A 19,854-nucleotide genomic window follows, 5' to 3' on the forward strand; every position below is an offset into this window, starting at 1 on the left:
AGCCGTTGCAAGCGCGGGACCCACATGCAAACGTATTTTTCGTCGGCCTTATGGGAGCGGGTAAGACCACCGTGGGCCGTGCGGTCGCGCGTCGTCTCGACAGGACGTTCTTCGACTCCGACCACGAAATCGAGGCCCGTACGGGCGCGCGCATTCCGGTGATCTTCGAGCTGGAGGGCGAGGCCGGCTTTCGCGATCGCGAAACGCAGGTAATCGCCGAGCTCGCGCAGCGCGAGAACATCGTGCTCGCGACGGGCGGCGGCGCGGTGCTGCGCCCGGAAAATCGCGACAGCCTGAAAAGCCACGGCATCGTCGTCTACCTGCGTGCCAATCCGCACGATCTGTGGCTGCGCACGCGCAAGGACAAGAACCGCCCGCTGTTGCAGACCGAGGATCCGAAGGGGCGTCTCGAAGCGCTGTACGAAGTGCGTGACCCGCTGTACCGCGAATGCGCGGATTTCGTCATCGAGACCGGCCGTCCGTCGGTCAACGGTCTCGTCAACATGGTGTTGATGCAACTCGAACTGGCCGGCGTCATCGCCAAGCCGCTACAAGCATGATTACTGTCAACGTCGATCTGGGCGACCGCGCCTATCCGATTCATATTGGCGCCGGCCTGATCGGCCGCACCGAGCTGTTCTCGCCCCATATCAAGGGTTCGTCCGTCACGATCGTCACGAACACGACGGTCGATCCGCTCTACGGCGACGCGCTGCGCGCGGCGCTCGCGCCGCTCGGCAAGCGCGTGTCGACGGTCGTGCTGCCGGACGGCGAGGCGTACAAGAACTGGGAAACGCTGAACCTGATCTTCGACGGCCTGCTGACGGATCACGCGGACCGCAAGACGACGCTCGTCGCGCTCGGCGGCGGCGTGGTCGGCGACATGACGGGCTTTGCCGCCGCATGCTACATGCGCGGCGTGCCGTTCATCCAGGTGCCGACGACGCTGCTGTCGCAGGTCGATTCGTCGGTCGGCGGCAAGACGGGCATCAACCACCCGCTCGGCAAGAACATGATCGGCGCGTTCTACCAGCCGCAGGCCGTGATCGCCGACATCGGCGCGTTGACGACGCTGCCCGATCGCGAACTGGCGGCCGGCGTCGCCGAAGTCATCAAGACGGGCGCGATCGCCGATGCGGAGTTTTTCGACTGGATCGAGGCGAACGTCGATGCGCTGAACCGTCGCGAGCCCGCTGCGCTCGCGCACGCGGTGAAGCGTTCGTGCGAGATCAAGGCGAGCGTCGTCGCGGCCGACGAGCGCGAAGGCGGCCTGCGCGCGATCCTGAACTTCGGCCACACGTTCGGCCATGCGATCGAGGCCGGGCTCGGCTACGGCGAATGGCTGCACGGCGAGGCGGTCGGCTGCGGGATGGTGATGGCCGGCGACCTGTCGGTGCGGCTCGGCCTCCTCGACGAAGCGTCGCGGCAGCGTCTCGATGCGGTGATCGCGGCCGCGCATCTGCCGACCCGCGGGCCCGCGCTCGGCGATGCGCGCTACATGGACCTGATGCGTGTCGACAAGAAGGCCGAGGCCGGCGCGATCAAGTTCATCCTGCTGAAGCGATTCGGCGATACGCTGATCACGCAGGCGCCGGACGAAGCGGTATTCGCTACACTGGCGCGGACGACCCGCTAACGGCGGCCCGGATTCGCCGGCGCCCCTGACATGGAGGAGACGTGAGCGAGACATCCAGCAGCACACTGCCCGAAGCCGGCCGCGCGTCCGTCGCGCCGGTGGCCGAGCCGCCGACGCTGGCGGCGCTGGAAGCCCATCTCGCTCCGTATGCCGCGCACGCGTCGCAGTCGCGCGGCCGCCGCCATCCGGAAACCCCGCCGGCGGCGCGCACCGAATTCCAGCGCGATCGCGACCGCATCGTCCATTCGACCGCGTTCCGCCGGCTCGAATACAAGACGCAGGTCTTCGTCAATCACGAAGGCGACCTGTTCCGCACACGCCTCACGCACAGCCTCGAAGTCGCGCAGATCGCGCGCTCGGTCGCGCGCAACCTGCGACTGAACGAGGATCTCGTCGAAGCGATCTCGCTCGCGCACGATCTCGGCCATACGCCGTTCGGCCATGCGGGGCAGGATGCGCTGAACGCGTGCATGCGCGAGCACGGCGGCTTCGAGCACAACCTGCAAAGCCTTGCGGTGGTCGACGAGCTCGAGGAGCACTACGGCGCGTTCAACGGGCTGAACCTGTGCTTCGAGACGCGCGAAGGCATCCTGAAACACTGCTCGCGCGAGAATGCGCGCAAGCTGGGCGCGCTCGGCGAGCGCTTCCTGCAGGGCCGCCAGCCGTCGCTCGAGGCGCAGCTCGCGAACATCGCGGACGAGATCGCCTACAACAACCACGACGTCGACGACGGCCTGCGCTCCGGCCTGATCACGATCGAGCAGCTCGCGGAAGTCGCGCTGTGGCAGCGTCACTACGAAGCGGCGCTGGCCGAATTCCCGCACCTCGAAGGCCGTCGTCTCGTGCACGAGACGGTGCGCCGCATCATCAACACGCTGATCGTCGACCTGATCGACGAGACGACGCGCAATCTCGCCCGCGTCGTGCCCGCGTCGCTCGACGATGTGCGCGCCGCGCCGCCGCTCGTGTCGCACAGCCCCGAGGTTGCCGAGCAGGCAGCGGCCCTCAAGCGCTTCCTCTTCAAGAACCTGTATCGCCACTACAAGGTGATGCGCATGGCAAGCAAGGCGCAACGCGTCGTCACGGGGTTGTTCGACGCGTTCATCGACGATCCGCGCCTGCTGCCGCCGCCGTACCAGTCCGACGACGCGGCGCAGCAGCCGCGTCTCGTCGCGCACTACATCGCCGGCATGACCGACCGCTTCGCGCTGAAGGAATATCAGCGCCTGTTCGTCATCAACGACAACTGACTGTCACAAACGATCACTAGACTTCGCCGGTTCAATGGCGACGGGAATGTTGCACACGCTGTTGGTAACGTTTTCATAGGAGAGGTCGATGAAGAAGAAGCCTGCGGGGACACTGGTTCGTTCGATTGCGCTCGGCGGCGCGCTGATGTTCGGGGTGCAGCACGTGGCGCTCGCCGCGACGGAAATCCAGTTCTGGCATGCGATGGAGGCCGCGCTCGGCGAGCGGGTCAACGCGATCGCCGACCAGTTCAACGCGTCGCAAAGCGACTACAAGATCGTGCCGGTCTTCAAGGGCACCTACGACCAGGCGCTCGCGGCCGGCATCGCGGCCTATCGCAGCGGCAACGCGCCGGCGATCCTGCAGGTCTATGAAGTCGGCACGGCGACGATGATGCAGGCGAAGAAGGCGGTCGTGCCCGTCTACGACGTGTTCAAGCAGGCCGGCGTGACGCTCGACGAAAAGGCGTTCGTGCCGACCATCGCGAGCTACTACAGCGACGCGAAGACGGGCCACCTGGTGTCGATGCCGTTCAACAGCTCGACGCCGGTGCTGTATTACAACAAGGACGCGTTCAAGAAGGCCGGCCTCGATCCGAACCAGCCGCCGAAGACGTGGGCCGACGTGAAGGCCGATGCCGAGAAGCTGCGCAAGTCGGGGATGGCGTGCGGCTTCACGACCGGCTGGCAGGGCTGGATCCAGCTCGAAAACTACAGCGCGTGGCACGGGCTGCCGTTCGCGAGCCGCAACAACGGCTTCGACGGCACCGACGCCGTGCTCGAGTTCAACAAACCGCAGCAGATCGAACATATCGCCTTCCTCCAGCAGATGGCGAAGGACGGCACGTTCACGTACGCGGGCCGCAAGGATGAAGCGTCGGCGAAGTTCTACAGCGGCGACTGCGGGATCCTGACGACGTCGTCGGGCGCGCTCGCGAACGTGCAGAAGTTCGCGAAGTTCAGCTACGGCACGGGCATGATGCCGTACGACGCGAACGTGAAAGGCGCGCCGCAGAACGCGATCATCGGCGGCGCGAGCCTGTGGGTGCTGGCCGGCAAGGATCCGGCGACCTACAAGGGCGTCGCGAAATTCCTCTCTTACCTGGCTTCGCCGCCCGTCGCCGCGAAGTGGCACCAGGACACGGGCTACCTGCCGGTCACGACCGCCGCGTACGACCTGACGCGCCAGCAGGGCTTCTACGCGAAGAACCCGAGCGCCGAAACCGCGATCAAGCAGATGCTGAACAAGCCGCCGCTGCCGTACACGAAGGGGCTGCGGCTGGGCAACATGCCGCAGATCCGCACGGTCGTCGACGAGGAGTTCGAACAGGTCTGGGCGCAGAAGAAGTCGCCGAAGGACGCGCTCGATTCGGCCGCGTCGCGCGGCGACGAACTGCTGCGCCGCTTCGAGAAGTCGGGCGGCTGAGCACGCATCGCTCCGTGCCGCCGGCGGCGCCGCGCGTCAGCGCGTGCCGTCCGGCGGCGCGATTTCCCTTCCGTTTCGCCTGACCGGACACCCGCGATGCAATCCCGTTCCCGTTTCGGTACGAGCCCGGTGCCGTACCTGCTGATCGCGCCGCAGCTCGCGATCACCGCCGTGTTCTTCCTGTGGCCGGCCGGCGTCGCGCTGTGGCAGTCCACGCAGATGCAGGACGCGTTCGGCACGTCGAGCGAATTCGTCGGCTTCGCGAATTTCACGCACCTGTTCGCCGATCCGCTGTATCTCGATTCGTTCCGCACGACGCTCGTGTTCAGTTCGCTGGTCACGGTGAGCGGGCTCGTCGTGTCGCTGTTGCTGGCCGCATGCGCCGACCGCGTGATTCGCGGCGCGCGCGCGTACCGCACGCTGCTGATCTGGCCGTACGCGGTCGCGCCGACGATCGCGGCCGTGCTGTGGGCGTTCCTGTTCAACCCGAGCATCGGCCTGATCACGTATGCGCTCGCGAAGGGCGGTATCGTCTGGAATCACGCGCTGAACGGCGGCCAGGCGATGTTCCTCGTCGTGCTGGCGTCGGTGTGGAAGCAGGTGAGCTACAACTTCCTGTTCTTCTACGCGGGGCTGCAGGCGATTCCGCGCTCGCTGATCGAGGCGGCGGCGATCGACGGCGCGGGGCCGGTGCGGCGCTTCTTCAACATCGTGCTGCCGCTGCTGTCGCCGACGAGTTTCTTCCTGCTGGTCGTGAACCTCGTCTACGCGTTCTTCGACACTTTCCCGGTGATCGACGCGGCCACCGGCGGCGGCCCGGCGCAGAGCACCAAGACGCTGATCTACAAGATCTTCGCGGAGGGCTTCCAGGGGCTCGACATCGGCAGCTCGGGCGCGCAGTCGGTCGTGCTGATGATCATCGTCGTGGGGCTCACGGTGATCCAGTTCCGCTTCGTCGAGCGCAGGGTGCAATACGCATGATCGAAAATCGCAAGGGCTTCGACCTGTTCTGCCACGCGGTGCTGATCGCGGGTGTCGTGCTGATCGTGTTTCCCGTCTACGTCGCGTTCTGCGCGGCGACGATGAACGCGCAGGAAGTGTTCACGGTGCCGCTGTCGCTCGTGCCGAGCACGCACCTGTTCGAGAACATCGCGTACATCTGGGGGCACGGCAGCGGCGGCACGACGGCGCCGTTCGGCCGGCTGCTCGTGAACAGCTTCGCGATGGCGCTCGGGATCGCGGTCGGCAAGATCGCGGTGTCGATCCTGTCCGCGTACGCGATCGTCTATTTCCGCTTCCCGTTCCGCAATACGGCGTTCTGGCTGATCTTCGTCACGCTGATGCTGCCGGTGGAAGTGCGGATCTTCCCGACCGTGCAGGTCGTGTCGACGCTGCATCTGACGAACACCTACGCGGGGCTGTCGCTGCCGCTGATCGCATCGGCGACCGCGACGTTCCTGTTCCGCCAGTTCTTCATGACGCTGCCCGACGAGCTGATGGACGCGGCGCGCATCGACGGCGCGGGGCCGCTGCGCTTCTTCTGGGACGTCGTGCTGCCGCTGTCGAAGACGAGCATCGCCGCGCTGTTCGTGATCACGTTCATCTACGGCTGGAACCAGTATCTGTGGCCGATCCTGATCACGACGGAAGCATCGCTGTCGACGGCGGTGGTGGGCATCAAGACGATGATCGCGAGCGGCGACGCCGCGACCGAATGGCAATACGTGATGGCGGCGACGCTGCTGGCGATGATCCCGCCGCTCGTCGTCGTGCTGGCGATGCAGCGCTGGTTCGTGCGCGGCCTCGTCGATTCCGAGAAATGAATGACCGACAGTAACCGGGAGAAGGACCAGGTATGGCTGCGCTGAGCTTGAAGGGCGTCAGGAAATCCTACGACGGCAAGCAGCACGTGCTGCATGGCATCGACGTGGAGATCGCCGACGGCGAATTCATCGTGCTGGTCGGCCCGTCGGGCTGCGGCAAGTCGACGTTGCTGCGGATGATCGCGGGGCTCGAGAGCGTGACGGACGGCGAAATCGCGATCGGCGACCGGGTCGTCAACACGCTGGAGCCGAAGGACCGCGACATCGCGATGGTGTTCCAGAACTATGCGCTGTACCCGCACATGACGGTCGCGCAGAACATGGGCTACGGGCTGAAGATCCGCGGGATCGAGCGCGCGACGATCGATGCGCGGGTGGCCGCGGCCGCGAAGATCCTCGAGCTCGAGCCGCTGCTCGCGCGGCGGCCGCGCGAACTGTCGGGCGGACAGCGGCAGCGCGTCGCGATGGGACGCGCGATCGTGCGCGAGCCGTCGGTGTTCCTCTTCGACGAGCCGTTGTCGAACCTCGACGCGAAGCTGCGCGTGCAGATGCGGCTCGAGATCCAGCGGCTGCATGCGCGGCTCGCGACGACGAGCGTGTACGTGACGCACGACCAGATCGAGGCGATGACGCTCGCGCAGCGGGTGATCGTGATGAATCGCGGTTACGCGGAGCAGATCGGCGCGCCGGTCGACGTGTACGAGAAACCGGCGACGGTGTTCGTCGCGGGCTTCATCGGCTCGCCCGCGATGAACCTGATGCACGGCCGGCTGTCGGAAGACGGCGCGACCTTCACGGTCGCGGGCGGCGGCCCCGCGTTGCCGGTCGCCGGTGCGCCCGGCATCGGCCGCGAGATCGCCGTCGGGCGCGACTGGGTGCTCGGCGTGCGGCCCGAACACATGACGCCGCAGCCGGGCGTCGCGCAGGCGACGCTGCCGGTCGATTCGTGCGAGCTGCTCGGCGCGGACAATCTCGCGCACGGCCGCTGGGGCAATCACGACGTCGCGGTGCGCCTGCCGCACGCGGACCGCCCCGCGCGCGGCACGGCGCTGGCGGCTGCGTTGCCCGCGCACCGACTGCATTTCTTCGATCCCGAAACCGGCAAGCGTGCCGGCTGAAACCGTCCGACTGCCGAGAGACCGACGATGATCCCCCACACCGACTGGCCCTATCCGCGCGTCGTCGCCCATCGCGGCGGCGGCACGCTCGCGCCGGAGAACACGTTGGCCGCGCTCGACGAGGGCGCGCGGCGCGGTCACCGGATGGTCGAGTTCGACGCGAAGCTGTCGGCCGACGACGTGACGTTCCTGCTGCACGACGACACGGTCGACCGGACCTCGAACGGCCACGGCGCGGCGGCGGGCATGCGTTATGCAGCGCTGGCCGCGCTCGACGCGGGCGCGTGGCGCGATGCCCGCTTCGCAGGCGAACGGATGCCGACGCTGGAGGCGGCCGCGGCGCGCTGCATCGCGCACGGGCTGGCCGCGAACGTCGAGATCAAGCCGTGCCCGGGGCGCGAGCGCGAAACCGGGCAGCGCGTGGCGGCCGACGCGGCCGCGTACTGGCGCGATGCCGCCGTGGCGCCGCTGCTGTCGTCGTTCTCGTTCGACGCATTGCAGCAGGCGCGGGCGACCGTGCCTGGCCTGCCGCGCGGGATGCTCTACGAAGTCGTGCCGGACGACTGGCATGCGCAGGTGATCGATGCGCTGGACTGCGTATCGTTGCATGCTGACCACAACCGGCTCGACGAACCGCTCGTGCGCGCGATCAAGGCGGCCGGGCTGCGCATCCTGGTTTACACGGTGAACGACCTCGAACGGGCGCGCGAACTCGCGCGCTGGGGCGTCGATGCCGTGTGCACGGATCGCATCGACCTGATCGCGCCCGACGCGCTGGACGACATCGACGCCGTTTGATGGCGCCAGCCACGGTCCCGGCCGCGGCGGCGTCCGGCGAAACCCTTGCTCGGAACGTGCCTGACGCGAAAAAACGACGCCCCGACGGGATTCCCGCCGGGGCGTTTTGCATCGTGGAGACGTTACGCCAGGAAAATTCCGCTACAAATTGCAGCAGGATTAACCATTCCCCAAATATTCGACTACGCTTAGAAGCGATAGCCGACGTTCAGGTACGTGACGATCGGGTTCAGCGAGATCCTCGCCTTCGACGTTTCGGTCAGGGTGCCGACCGGCGTCCGGCGCGCCGTCGTGAAGGTTGCCGTCACCTTGACCGGGACGTACGAGAGCGACAGCCCCGCGAACCAGTGTTTCGTGAAGTTGTACGTGAAGCCGGCGTTGAAGACGGGCGCCCACTGGTTGCTGGTCGTCGCGCTGGTCGGGCCGCCGAGCACGCCGTTCTCGAAGCTGCCGTTCGTGATCTTGGCGCCGGTGAACCAGACGTACGTCGCGCCGACGCCGACATACGGACGGAACTTCGCATTGGCGTCGTTGAAGTGGTAGCGAAGCAACACGGCGGGGCTCCACTGGTACGCACGACCGAGTACGCCGAATCTTTCGAACTGACCCTTGCCGGTAATGTCGAACTTCGGCGGTATCCCCATCACGAGCTCGGTGGAGATATGGTCGGTGATGAAGTAGCCCGTTGCGAGCCCAAGCGTATCGGCGTCGTTGATGCCGGCGCCGGTGTTGGGAATGGATTGGTTGATGGGCGTGCCGCCTACGCGGTAGACGAACAGCGGGTCGCTGCTGTCCTGCGGCGAAAGGTGGAACCACCCGGTGCTGACGTAGAAGTCACCTGCGGATTGTGCATGTGCCGTACCGCCCGCGAATGCGAGCGCTGCAGCCCCCGTAATGGCCAGTTTTCGTTTCATTGTGTCTCCTCCGATCAAAGGCGTGCTCATTATGACGACTGCGTTTAAAACCAAACAAGCTCGTAAGTTAGAGTTTTCTCCCTAGGATTCGCACGACCGTACGCTTACGCGCGCCGCAGGGACAGGCATTCTACGCAGGTGCGCAATTTCGGACCTCCGGGTATTTCCTAACGCGTTCAAACGGACATTCAGCATGGCACGGTTAGCACGACTCTACGTTCCCGACCAGCCGCAGCACGTGATACTGCGCGGCCTGGATCAGCAACCCGCGTTCGTCGACGACCAGGACTACGAACTCTTCATCGATTGCCTGAAGGCCGCCGCACGCGATCACCACCTGTCGGTGCATGCCTACGTGCTGCTGCCGCGCCAGGTGCAACTGCTCGTGACGCCGAGCGACGAGGCCAGCCTGCCCAAGGCGATGCAGGCCGTCGGCCGCCGCTACGTCGCGCATTTCAACCGGCGTTATTCGCGGCGGGGCACCCTGTGGGAAGGCCGCTACCGGGCGACGGTGATCGAAGGCGAGCGCTATTTCCTGCTCGCGAGCCGCGTGGTCGAGATGAGCCCGGTGCGCTCGCAGCTCGTCGCGACGCCCGAAGCCTATCGCTGGTCGAGCTACCGGCATCACGTCGGGCTTACCGTCGACAGCCTGATCACCGACCATCCGCTCTACTGGGCGCTCGGCAACACGCCGTTCGACCGACAGCGTGCGTACAAGGAGCTGTGCGAGCAGCCGCTCGACGAGCGGCAGGCCGACCAGTTGCAGCAGGCGACGTTGAAGGGCTGGGTGCTGGGCGGCGAGAATTACCGCGAATGGGCGGCGCGCACCGCGAACCGGCGCGTCTCGCCGTTGCCGCGCGGACGCCCCAGAAAGGTGCGCGAGAACACGCCGCCGATCCAGCAGTAACGCCGGAAAGGCGGGCCAGAAGCGGCGCTCCGGGCGCCGCTTCTTTTTGCACCAAAACGATACGGCCCCAATAAAATGGCACCACATCAAGGCATTCATTTAATTGGGGTTCGATCAAGCGGTTTTTGTTGCTATTCCCTTGATTCGTCGCGTATATTCCGAATTCCGGTGGCCCGGGCGAAGCTTGCCCAACCACGGTCGGCCGCGCCGTCTCCCGCCGGGAGCGGGATCGATGGCAACAAGAAAACGGTTCAACGGCCTCCAGGCCCCCTTTACGACGGTGTCCCCATGAACGACCACCAGCAGCCGCTCGCCGCGGTGCCCGCCGCACAAGGTCTGTACGACCCGCAAAACGAACACGACGCCTGCGGCGTCGGCTTCGTCGCTCACATCAAGGGCAAGAAGAGTCACGAGATCATTCAGCAGGGTCTGAAGATTCTCGAGAATCTCGACCACCGCGGCGCGGTGGGCGCCGATCCGCTGATGGGCGACGGCGCGGGCATCCTGATCCAGATTCCGGACGCGTTCTATCGCGAGGAAATGGCGAAGCAGGGCGTGGACCTGCCGCCGGCCGGCGAATACGGGGTCGGGATGATCTTCCTGCCGAAGGAGAACGCTTCGCGTCTCGCATGCGAGCAGGAGCTCGAGCGTACGGTGAAGGCCGAAGGCCAGGTCGTGCTCGGCTGGCGCGACGTGCCGGTCGACCATGCGATGCCGATCTCGCCGACGGTCAAGGCGAGCGAGCCGCTGATCCGCCAGATCTTCATCGGCCGCGGCAAGGACATCATGGTGACGGACGCGCTCGAGCGGAAGCTGTACGTGATCCGCAAGACGGCGAGCCACCGCATCCAGGCGCTGAAGCTCAAGCACGGCAAGGAATACTTCGTGCCGTCGATGTCGGCGCGCACGGTCGTCTACAAGGGGCTGCTGCTGGCGGGCCAGGTCGGCGTGTACTACCGCGACCTGCAGGACCCGCGCGTCGTGTCGGCGCTCGCGCTCGTGCACCAGCGCTTCTCGACCAACACGTTCCCGGCATGGGAGCTGGCTCACCCGTACCGGATGATCGCGCACAACGGCGAGATCAACACCGTGAAGGGCAACGTGAACTGGCTGAACGCGCGTACCGGCGCGATCGCGTCGCACGTGCTCGCCGACGACCTGCCGAAGCTGTGGCCGCTGATCTATCCGGGCCAGTCGGATACCGCATCGTTCGACAACTGTCTCGAACTGCTGGTGATGGCCGGCTATCCGCTCGTGCACGCGGTGATGATGATGATCCCGGAAGCGTGGGAACAGCACACGCTGATGGACGAGAACCGCCGCGCGTTCTACGAATACCACGCCGCGATGATGGAGCCGTGGGACGGCCCGGCCGCGATCGCGTTCACCGACGGCCGCCAGATCGGCGCGACGCTCGACCGTAACGGCCTGCGCCCGGCGCGCTACATCGTGACCGACGACGACCTCGTCATCATGGCGTCGGAAGCCGGCACGCTGCCGATCCCCGAATCGAAGATCGTCAAGAAGTGGCGCCTGCAGCCGGGCAAGATGTTCCTGATCGACATGGAGCACGGCCGCATCATCGACGACAAGGAACTGAAGGACAACCTCGCGAACGCGAAGCCGTACAAGAGCTGGATCGACGCGGTGCGCATCAAGCTCGACGAGATCGAGCCGAAGGCCGAGGACGTCGCGGCCGGCCGCACGCAGGGCGCCGCGCTGCTCGACCGCCAGCAGGCGTTCGGCTATACGCAGGAAGACCTGAAGTTCCTGATGGCGCCGATGGCGCAGCAGGGCGAAGAGGCCGTCGGTTCGATGGGCAACGACTCGCCGCTCGCGGTGATGTCGAACAAGAACAAGACGCTCTATCACTACTTCAAGCAGCTGTTCGCGCAGGTCACGAACCCGCCGATCGACCCGATCCGCGAGAACATGGTGATGTCGCTCGTGTCGTTCATCGGCCCGAAGCCGAACCTGCTCGACACGAACAACATCAACCCGCCGATGCGTCTCGAAGTGTCGCAGCCGGTGCTCGACTTCAAGGACATCGCGAAGATCCGCGCGATCGACCAGTACACGGGCGGCAAGTTCAGCGCGTACGAACTGAACATCTGCTATCCGGTCGCCTGGGGCAAGGAAGGCATCGAGGCGCGCCTCGCGTCGCTGTGCGCGGAAGCCGTCGACGCGGTCAAGTCAGGCTACAACATGCTGATCGTGTCGGACCGCAAGACGGACGCGGAGCACGTCGCGATTCCCGCGCTGCTCGCCACGTCGGCGATCCACACGCACCTCGTCCAGCAAGGGCTGCGCACGAGCACGGGCCTCGTCGTCGAGACAGGCTCCGCGCGCGAAACGCACCACTTCGCGCTGCTCGCGGGCTACGGCGCGGAAGCCGTGCACCCGTACCTCGCGATGGAAACGCTCGCGAAGATGGCCGAAGGCCTGCCGGGCGACCTGTCGCCGGAGAAGGCCGTCTACAACTTCACGAAGGCGGTCGGCAAGGGCCTGCAGAAGGTGATGTCGAAGATGGGCATCTCGACGTACATGTCGTACACGGGCGCGCAGATCTTCGAAGCGCTCGGCCTGTCGAGCGACCTCGTCGAGAAGTACTTCAAGGGCACGGCGTCGAAGGTCGGCGGCATCGGCCTGTTCGAAGTCGCGGAAGAGGCGATCCGCCTGCACCGCGATGCGTTCGGCGACAGCCCGGTCCTGCGCGACATGCTCGACGCGGGCGGCGAGTACGCGTACCGCGTGCGCGGCGAAGACCACATGTGGACGCCGGATTCGATCGCGAAGCTGCAGCACGCGACGCGCAGCAACTCGTACCAGACGTACAAGGAATACGCGCACCTGATCAACGACCAGACCAAGCGTCACATGACGTTCCGCGGCCTGTTCGAGTTCAAGGTCGAGCCGACCAAGGCGATCCCGATCGACGACGTCGAGCCGGCGAAGGAGATCGTCAAGCGCTTCGCGACGGGCGCGATGTCGCTCGGTTCGATCAGCACCGAAGCGCACGCGACGCTCGCGGTCGCGATGAACCGGATCGGCGGCAAGTCGAACACCGGCGAAGGCGGCGAGGACCAGAAGCGTTACCGCAACGAACTGCGCGGCATTCCGATCAAGTCGGGCGAGACGCTGAAGTCGGTGATCGGCGACGAGATCGTCAGCGACATTCCGCTGAAGGACGGCGATTCGCTGCGCTCGAAGATCAAGCAGGTCGCGTCGGGTCGCTTCGGCGTCACCGCCGAGTACCTGGCATCGGCCGACCAGATCCAGATCAAGATGGCGCAGGGCGCGAAGCCGGGCGAAGGCGGCCAGCTGCCGGGCCACAAGGTGTCGGAATACATCGGCAAGCTGCGTTACTCGGTGCCGGGCGTCGGCCTGATCTCGCCGCCGCCGCACCACGACATCTACTCGATCGAGGATCTGGCGCAACTGATCCACGACCTGAAGAACGTGAACCCGAGCGCGAGCATCTCCGTGAAGCTCGTGTCGGAAGTGGGCGTGGGCACGGTCGCGGCCGGTGTCGCGAAGGCGAAGGCCGATCACGTGGTGATCGCCGGCCATGACGGCGGCACGGGCGCGTCGCCGCTGTCGTCGGTCAAGCACGCGGGCACGCCGTGGGAGCTCGGCCTCGCCGAAACGCAGCAGACGCTGGTGCTGAACCGCCTGCGCGGCCGCATCCGCGTGCAGGCCGACGGCCAGATGAAGACGGGCCGCGACGTCGTGATCGGCGCGCTGCTCGGCGCGGACGAATTCGGCTTCGCGACGGCGCCGCTCGTCGTCGAAGGCTGCATCATGATGCGCAAGTGCCACCTGAACACGTGCCCGGTCGGCGTCGCGACGCAGGATCCGGTGCTGCGTGCGAAGTTCAAGGGCCAGCCCGAGCACGTCGTGAACTACTTCTTCTTCGTCGCCGAGGAAGTGCGCGAGATCATGGCGCAGCTCGGCATCGCGAAGTTCGACGACCTGATCGGCCGCGCCGATCTGCTCGACACGCGCAAGGGCATCGAGCACTGGAAGGCGAAGGGCCTCGACTTCTCGCGCGTGTTTTACCAGCCGGAAGAGTGCGAGGACGTCGCGCGCCGTCACGTCGACGTGCAGGATCACGGCCTCGAGCGCGCGCTCGACCACGTGCTGATCGAGAAGGCGAAGGCTGCGATCGAGAACGGCGAGCATGTGTCGTTCATCCAGCCGGTGCGCAACGTGAACCGCACCGTCGGCGCGATGCTGTCGGGCGTGATCGCGAAGAAGCACGGCCACGACGGTCTGGCCGACGACGCGGTGCACATCCAGCTGAAGGGCACCGCCGGGCAGAGTTTCGGTGCGTTCCTCGCGAAGGGTGTGACGCTCGACCTCGTCGGCGACGGCAACGACTACGTCGGCAAGGGCCTGTCGGGCGGCCGGATCATCATCCGCCCGACCAACGACTTCCGCGGCAAGTCCGAGGAAAACATCATCTGCGGCAACACGGTGATGTACGGCGCGATCGAAGGCGAAGCCTTCTTCCGCGGCGTGGCCGGCGAGCGTTTCTGCGTGCGCAACTCGGGCGCGACGGCGGTCGTCGAAGGCACCGGTGACCACGGCTGCGAATACATGACGGGCGGCACGGTCGTCGTGCTCGGCGAGACCGGGCGCAACTTCGCGGCCGGCATGTCGGGCGGCCTCGCGTACATCTACGATCCGGAAGGCGCGTTCGCGGCCAAGTGCAACAAGTCGATGGTCGCGCTCGAGCCGGTGCTGCAGCAGGCCGAGCAGGAGCGCACGGTCGACCGCGCGCTCTGGCACGAAGGCACGACGGACGAAGCGCTGCTCAAGGGGCTCGTCGAGCGTCATTTCCAGTTCACGGGTTCGCCGCGCGCGAAGTCGCTGCTGGAAAACTGGGACGCGGCGCGCCGCCAGTTCGTGAAGGTGTTCCCGCACGAATACAAGCGCGCGCTGGGCGAGATCGGTGCGAAGAAGGCGGCGAAGGAAGTGCTGGCCGCCTGAGCGACGAACGACATAGCGAATGCCGCGCGCGCCTGACGGCCGCGCGCGGCTCCCCCACCCGATACACCGAACAGAAGAGCACCTTATGGGCAAGGCAACCGGTTTTCTGGAGTTCGAACGCCGCCACGAGGCGTACGAAGCACCGCTCACGCGCGTGAAGCACTACAAGGAATTCGTCGCGGCGCTGACCGACGCGGACGCGAAGGTCCAGGGCGCGCGCTGCATGGATTGCGGCATCCCGTTCTGCAACAACGGCTGCCCGGTCAACAACATCATCCCGGACTTCAACGATCTCGTTTACCGCCAGGACTGGCAGCAGGCGATCGAAGTCCTGCACTCGACCAACAACTTCCCCGAGTTCACGGGCCGCATCTGCCCGGCGCCGTGCGAGGCGGCGTGCACGCTCGGAATCAACGACGACCCGGTCGGCATCAAGTCGATCGAGCACGCGATCATCGACAAGGCTTGGGGCGAAGGCTGGGTGAAGCCGCTGCCGGCCGAGCACAAGACCGGCAAGAAGGTTGCGGTCGTCGGTTCGGGCCCCGCGGGCCTGGCCGCCGCGCAGCAGCTCGCGCGCGCCGGTCACGACGTGACGGTGTTCGAGAAGAACGATCGCATTGGCGGCCTGCTGCGTTACGGCATCCCCGACTTCAAGCTCGAGAAGTGGCTGATCGACCGCCGCATGCGCCAGATGGAAGCGGAAGGCGTGACGTTCCGCACCAGCGTGTTCATCGGCAAGGATCCGTTGCCCGAGTCGATCGGCAGCCTCGCGAAGGAAACCATTTCGCCGGATACGCTGAAGGAAGAATTCGACGCGGTCGTGATCGCCGGCGGTTCGGAAACGCCGCGCGACCTGCCGGTGCCGGGCCGCGAACTCGCGGGCGTTCACTTCGCGATGGACTTCCTGCCGCAGCAGAACCGCGTGAACGCGGGCGACAAGCTGACCGACCAGCTGCTCGCGAAGGGCAAGCACGTGATCGTGATCGGCGGCGGCGATACGGGGTCGGACTGCGTCGGCACGTCGAACCGTCACGGCGCGAAGCAGGTCACGCAGTTCGAGCTGCTGCCGCAGCCGCCGGAAGAGGAAAACAAGCCGCTCGTGTGGCCGTACTGGCCGATCAAGCTGCGCACGTCGTCGTCGCACGAGGAAGGCTGCGAGCGCGACTGGGCGGTCGCGACGAAGCGTCTCGAAGGCAAGAACGGCAAGGTCGAGAAGCTGATCGCGGTGCGCGTCGAGTGGAAGGACGGCAAGATGCAGGAAGTGCCGGGTTCCGAGTTCGAGATGAAGGCCGATCTCGTGCTGCTCGCGATGGGCTTCACGCAGCCGGCCGCGCCGGTGCTCGACGCGTTCGGCGTCGCGAAGGATGCGCGCGGCAATGCGCGCGCGGCGACCGAAGGCGATCGTTCGTACTACACGTCGGTCGACAAGGTGTTCGCGGCAGGCGACATGCGCCGCGGCCAGTCGCTCGTGGTGTGGGCGATCCGCGAAGGCCGCCAGTGCGCGCGCTCGGTCGATGCGTACCTGATGGGGCATTCGGAACTGCCGCGCTGAGCCGAATCGCGCGAGCGGGTTTCGATGAACGCCGGGCGTCCGAGAGGGCGCCCGGTTTTTTTATGCCCGGGCGGCTGCGTGCTGGCGCAGCCGCGTCATTTCCGCCAGGCGTCGCCTAATCTGATCAAATCAGGGATTCGTTGACAGGGACTCTGGAATGAACGGCGACCGGCTTCGTGCGTTCGTCGCGCTGATGCCCGATGCGGCGTCGCGCGACGCGCTGCACGCGTTGCCCGTCACGCGTGGCGCGCGGCGCACGCTACCCGCGCAACTGCACATGACGCTCGCGTTCATCGGCGCAATCGAGCGGGAGCGGTGCGACGCACTGGCCGCGCATCTGCCCGCGCTCGCGGCCGCGCATGCGCTGCCGCCGTTGCCGGTCGAGCGGATCGCGTGGTGGCCGAGCCTGCCGCGCGCGCGGCTGATCGTCGCGGAACTCGCGGCCGATGCCGCGTGCGTCGCGCTGAATGCCGGGCTGGTGGCGTTGCTGCGCGAACTCGGCGTGCCGACCGACCGGCGGCCGTTCCGGCCGCACGTGACGCTCGCGCGGCTGCCGCGCGATGCGGTCGGCCAGCCCGCGCACGGCGGCGCGCCGGGGCGGCCCGTCGAGGTGCGCGTCGATGCGCTGACGCTGTTCGAAAGCCGGCTGTCGCAGGCGGGCGTGTCGCATCGGCCGATCGTGTCGGCGCCGATCGCCGCGGCCGAAGGCCGATGGACGCCGCGGTAGCGACACGCGCGGACGGCCGCGCGCCATACCGGTCGCGGCCGCGCATCGATCGCATCGACGGTACTACCCCGCCGGCCGCACTACCGGTCGTAGCGCGCGAGCGTCAGCCCGGACAGATCGATCTCCGGTGCGCGCCCGGTGACGAGATCCGCGACCACCTTTCCCGATCCCATCGACATCGCCCAGCCCGTCGAGCCGTGGCCGACGTTGAGCCAGAGGCCGTCGATCCCGCTCGGGCCGAGCAGCGGCGGCCCGTCGGGCGTCATCGGCCGCCGGCCGACCCAGAAACGCGCCGATGCGCGGTCGGCCGCATGCGGGAACCAGTCGTCGAGCACCTTCATCAGCGTGTCGAGCGCCTGCTGCCGCAGCGTTGCGTGGCGGTTGCCGAGTTCCGCGGTGCCCGCGACGCGCAGCGTCGGGCCGAAGCGCGTGATCGCGGTCTTCAGCGATTCGTCCATCAGCGCGGCGCACGGCGCCTTTTCGTCGTCGACGACCATGAGCGTCGCCGAGTAGCCCTTCACCGGATACAGCGGCACGTCGATGCCGTGCGGTCGCAGCAGGCCGGCGCTGTCGACGCCGAGCGCGACGACGATCGCGTCCGCGGCGAGCAGTGCATCGCGTTGAATGGCCGTGCCTGCTTCGAGCGAGTCGACCCGCACGCCGCGCACCTGGCCGCCCGCGACATCCAGCGCTCGAATCGCGGTGCGGAATCGGAACGTCACGCCGTTCGCTTCGCACAGCGCCCGCAATTCGCGGGTGAAGCGCGCGCAGTCGCCGGCTTCGTCGTCGGGCAGGTAGATGCCGCCGACGGGGGCCTGCCGCGCCCAGCGCAGGCCCGGCTCGATCGCGGTACAGCCGGCCGCGTCCAGTTCGCGGAACGCGATGCCGGCGTCGCGCAGCACCTTCAGCGCGGGCTGCGCCATCTCGACGTCGAACGCGCCGCGCAGCAGTTGCAGGTAACCGCGGCTCGCGCCGTAGTCGAATGGATAGCGCTCGCGAAACGCATGCAGGCACGCGCGGCTGTAATACGCGATGCGCTGCATCCGCTGCTTGTTCACGCGGAACCGCCCGAATTCGCATTCGCGCAGCCAGCGCGCGATCCAGCGCCACTGGGCGGCATCGAGCGTCGGCCGGAAGATCAGCGGCGACGCGGGCTTGAACAGGTACCTGAGGATCTTGCCGGGCATCCCGGGCGCGGCCCACGGCGTCACGTAGCCGGGCGCGATCACGCCCGCGTTGCCGAGGCTCGTCGCTTGCGCGACGTCGGCCTCGCGTTCGATCACGGTGACGTCGCAGCCTGCTTCGCGCAGGTGCCACGCGGTGGTGACGCCGATCACGCCGGCGCCGAGAACGATCACGTGCATGCGGTGTCCGGGATGAAACGGTGGCTCACGACGCGACGGCCGGATCGTCGGCGAGCGACTTGCCGCGCGTTTCCGGCAGCACGAGCGCCGCGACGATCACGAGCAGGTAGCCGCCGCCCGCGACGAGGCCGATCGCTTTCACAAGCGACATCGATTGCGACAGCGCGCCGACGAGGATCGGAAAGAACGAGCCGAGCCCGCGGCCGAGGTTGTAGCAGAAGCCCTGGCCCGAGCCGCGGATCGCGCCCGGATACAGTTCCGACAGATACGCGCCGACGCCCGCGAAGATGCCTTGCACGACGATGCCGAGCGGAAAGCCGAGCAGCAGCATCGCGGTATCGGTGATCGGCAGCATCGTGTACGCCATGCCGAGCGAGAACGAGCCGATCGCGAACAGGATGAACGACGCGCGGCGGCCGAGCCGGTCGGACAGGATCGCGCCGACCACGTAGCCGACGAACGAGCCGACGATCAGCACGACCAGATAGCCGCTCGTGTTGAACACCGACAGGTGGCGCACGGTTTTGAGATAGGTGGGCAGCCACGTCGTGATCGCGTAGTAGCCGCCGAGCATGCCGGTGCACAGCGCGCTGCCGAACAGCGTCGCGCGCAGGTGCGGCGGCGAGAAGATCTCGAGGAAGTGGCCCGACACGCGGCCTTCGTCGCGCGCGCGGCGCGTGGCCGTATAAATATCGGGATCGCTGACGTTGCGGCGGATGTACAGGATCCACAGCGCGGGCACGATGCCGATCCAGAAGCACGCGCGCCACGCGACCTGCTCGGGCAGCAGCGCGAAGAACGCCCAGTAGAGGATCGCGGCCGCGCCCCAGCCGAACGACCAGCTGCTCTGCACGGTGCCGACGGCCTTCGCGCGATGCTCGGGCGAGCGGATCGTCTCGGCCATCATGATCGTCACGACCGACCATTCGCCGCCGAAGCCGAAACCCTGCAGCGTGCGCGTCGCGAGCAACTGCCAGAACGAATGCGTGAAGCCGGACAGGCACGTGAACAGCGCGAACGTCGCGATCGTCCACTGCAGCACGCGCACGCGGCCGTAGCGGTCGGCGAGGATGCCGGCGACCCAGCCGCCGATCGCCGACGAGATCAGCGAACTGGTCGCGATCATCCCGGCCTCGCTCTTCGTCATGCCCCAGGTGGCGATCAGCGTCGGAATCAGGAACGAATAGATCATGAAGTCGAACGCATCGACCGCATAGCCGCCGAAACCGGCGTACAGCGTCCGGCGCTCGCGCGTCGACAATTCGTTGAACCACTGGAATGCCTGCATGCTTGCCGCCCTCTCTCGTCTTGTCTCGTCCGGCGCTGCCGCGTCGCGGTTATTTTACGGGC

General features: G+C 66.8%; 15 protein-coding genes. 12 read left to right on the forward strand and 3 right to left on the reverse strand.

All coding sequences use genetic code 11. The features are described 5' to 3' along the window. The first annotated feature begins 5 nt into the window (after window positions 1–5). The 8 genes from aroK to ugpQ all read left to right on the forward strand — a co-directional run bounded on the left by aroK (window position 6) and on the right by ugpQ (window position 8,048). Complete coding sequence (gene aroK / locus CFB49_RS01585) at window positions 6–560, forward strand: shikimate kinase AroK (protein WP_069619412.1); 555 nt, start codon at window positions 6–8, stop codon at window positions 558–560. After that, window positions 557–1,636: a 3-dehydroquinate synthase gene (aroB, locus tag CFB49_RS01590; protein ID WP_089434447.1), complete on the forward strand. Its 1,080-nt coding sequence runs from the start codon at window positions 557–559 to the stop codon at window positions 1,634–1,636. The genes aroK and aroB overlap by 4 nt, the downstream gene beginning before the upstream one ends. Before the next feature lie 41 nt (window positions 1,637–1,677). Next, window positions 1,678–2,886, forward strand: coding sequence for a deoxyguanosinetriphosphate triphosphohydrolase (locus CFB49_RS01595; RefSeq protein ID WP_089434448.1), 1,209 nt, complete (start codon window positions 1,678–1,680; stop codon window positions 2,884–2,886). Window positions 2,887–2,974: 88 nt separating this feature from the next. Continuing rightward, window positions 2,975–4,309: a sn-glycerol-3-phosphate ABC transporter substrate-binding protein UgpB gene (gene ugpB / locus CFB49_RS01600; protein WP_069619415.1), complete on the forward strand. Its 1,335-nt coding sequence runs from the start codon at window positions 2,975–2,977 to the stop codon at window positions 4,307–4,309. A 96-nt stretch (window positions 4,310–4,405) separates the two neighbouring features. Further along, a complete protein-coding gene (gene ugpA / locus CFB49_RS01605; RefSeq protein WP_006481867.1) occupies window positions 4,406–5,290 on the forward strand; it encodes a sn-glycerol-3-phosphate ABC transporter permease UgpA in 885 nt (294 codons plus the stop codon). Then, entirely contained in the window at window positions 5,287–6,132 is an 846-nt protein-coding gene (gene ugpE, locus CFB49_RS01610) for a sn-glycerol-3-phosphate ABC transporter permease UgpE (protein WP_069619416.1), read from the forward strand. The genes ugpA and ugpE overlap by 4 nt, the downstream gene beginning before the upstream one ends. 32 nt (window positions 6,133–6,164) lie before the next feature. Continuing rightward, the gene (locus tag CFB49_RS01615; protein WP_069619417.1) at window positions 6,165–7,250 is read left to right on the forward strand and encodes a sn-glycerol-3-phosphate import ATP-binding protein UgpC; all 1,086 of its coding nucleotides are present in this window, start codon (window positions 6,165–6,167) and stop codon (window positions 7,248–7,250) included. Between the two features lie 27 nt (window positions 7,251–7,277). Then, a complete protein-coding gene (ugpQ, locus tag CFB49_RS01620) occupies window positions 7,278–8,048 on the forward strand; it encodes a glycerophosphodiester phosphodiesterase (protein WP_089490597.1) in 771 nt (256 codons plus the stop codon). Between the two features lie 188 nt (window positions 8,049–8,236). Here the strand turns inward: ugpQ and CFB49_RS01625 are convergent, their stop codons facing one another. Then, entirely contained in the window at window positions 8,237–8,962 is a 726-nt protein-coding gene (locus CFB49_RS01625; protein WP_069619419.1) for an OmpW/AlkL family protein, read from the reverse strand. Between the two features lie 193 nt (window positions 8,963–9,155). Between CFB49_RS01625 and CFB49_RS01630 the strand changes: the two genes are divergently transcribed. The 4 genes from CFB49_RS01630 to thpR all read left to right on the forward strand — a co-directional run bounded on the left by CFB49_RS01630 (window position 9,156) and on the right by thpR (window position 17,140). Continuing rightward, window positions 9,156–9,869 carry a transposase gene (locus tag CFB49_RS01630; protein WP_027783329.1) on the forward strand — a complete coding sequence of 238 codons (714 nt, stop codon included), beginning with the start codon at window positions 9,156–9,158 and terminating at the stop codon, window positions 9,867–9,869. 288 nt (window positions 9,870–10,157) lie between these two features. Next, window positions 10,158–14,861: a glutamate synthase-related protein gene (locus CFB49_RS01640; RefSeq protein ID WP_069619420.1), complete on the forward strand. Its 4,704-nt coding sequence runs from the start codon at window positions 10,158–10,160 to the stop codon at window positions 14,859–14,861. Between the two features lie 85 nt (window positions 14,862–14,946). Then, window positions 14,947–16,413, forward strand: coding sequence for a glutamate synthase subunit beta (locus CFB49_RS01645; RefSeq protein ID WP_089490598.1), 1,467 nt, complete (start codon window positions 14,947–14,949; stop codon window positions 16,411–16,413). A 157-nt stretch (window positions 16,414–16,570) separates the two neighbouring features. Continuing rightward, on the forward strand, window positions 16,571–17,140 hold the full coding sequence (gene thpR / locus CFB49_RS01650; RefSeq protein WP_089490599.1) for an RNA 2',3'-cyclic phosphodiesterase: 570 nt from the start codon (window positions 16,571–16,573) through the stop codon (window positions 17,138–17,140). A gap of 80 nt (window positions 17,141–17,220) precedes the next feature. On the opposite strand, the gene CFB49_RS01655 is transcribed toward thpR, so the two are convergent. Next, window positions 17,221–18,504: a D-amino acid dehydrogenase gene (locus CFB49_RS01655; RefSeq protein ID WP_089490600.1), complete on the reverse strand. Its 1,284-nt coding sequence runs from the start codon at window positions 18,502–18,504 to the stop codon at window positions 17,221–17,223. Window positions 18,505–18,529: 25 nt separating this feature from the next. Continuing rightward, the gene (locus tag CFB49_RS01660) at window positions 18,530–19,792 is read right to left on the reverse strand and encodes an MFS transporter (protein WP_059640189.1); all 1,263 of its coding nucleotides are present in this window, start codon (window positions 19,790–19,792) and stop codon (window positions 18,530–18,532) included. Between the last annotated feature and the right edge of the window lie 62 nt (window positions 19,793–19,854).

The sequence above is a fragment of the Burkholderia sp. AU17457 genome (assembly GCF_002223255.1).
Classification (GTDB): domain Bacteria; phylum Pseudomonadota; class Gammaproteobacteria; order Burkholderiales; family Burkholderiaceae; genus Burkholderia; species Burkholderia sola.

Excerpts from the sequence above, each read along its gene's own strand:
- aroB (WP_089434447.1), top strand. The coding sequence starts at position 557 with ATGATTACTGTCAACGTCGATCTGGGCGACCGCGCCTATCCGATTCAT.
- ugpB (WP_069619415.1), top strand. The coding sequence starts at position 2,975 with ATGAAGAAGAAGCCTGCGGGGACACTGGTTCGTTCGATTGCGCTCGGC.
- ugpA (WP_006481867.1), top strand. The coding sequence starts at position 4,406 with ATGCAATCCCGTTCCCGTTTCGGTACGAGCCCGGTGCCGTACCTGCTG.
- ugpE (WP_069619416.1), top strand. The coding sequence starts at position 5,287 with ATGATCGAAAATCGCAAGGGCTTCGACCTGTTCTGCCACGCGGTGCTG.
- CFB49_RS01615 (WP_069619417.1), top strand. The coding sequence starts at position 6,165 with ATGGCTGCGCTGAGCTTGAAGGGCGTCAGGAAATCCTACGACGGCAAG.
- ugpQ (WP_089490597.1), top strand. The coding sequence starts at position 7,278 with ATGATCCCCCACACCGACTGGCCCTATCCGCGCGTCGTCGCCCATCGC.
- CFB49_RS01625 (WP_069619419.1), bottom strand. The coding sequence starts at position 8,962 with ATGAAACGAAAACTGGCCATTACGGGGGCTGCAGCGCTCGCATTCGCG.
- CFB49_RS01630 (WP_027783329.1), top strand. The coding sequence starts at position 9,156 with ATGGCACGGTTAGCACGACTCTACGTTCCCGACCAGCCGCAGCACGTG.
- CFB49_RS01640 (WP_069619420.1), top strand. The coding sequence starts at position 10,158 with ATGAACGACCACCAGCAGCCGCTCGCCGCGGTGCCCGCCGCACAAGGT.
- CFB49_RS01645 (WP_089490598.1), top strand. The coding sequence starts at position 14,947 with ATGGGCAAGGCAACCGGTTTTCTGGAGTTCGAACGCCGCCACGAGGCG.
- thpR (WP_089490599.1), top strand. The coding sequence starts at position 16,571 with ATGAACGGCGACCGGCTTCGTGCGTTCGTCGCGCTGATGCCCGATGCG.
- CFB49_RS01655 (WP_089490600.1), bottom strand. The coding sequence starts at position 18,504 with ATGCACGTGATCGTTCTCGGCGCCGGCGTGATCGGCGTCACCACCGCG.
- CFB49_RS01660 (WP_059640189.1), bottom strand. The coding sequence starts at position 19,792 with ATGCAGGCATTCCAGTGGTTCAACGAATTGTCGACGCGCGAGCGCCGG.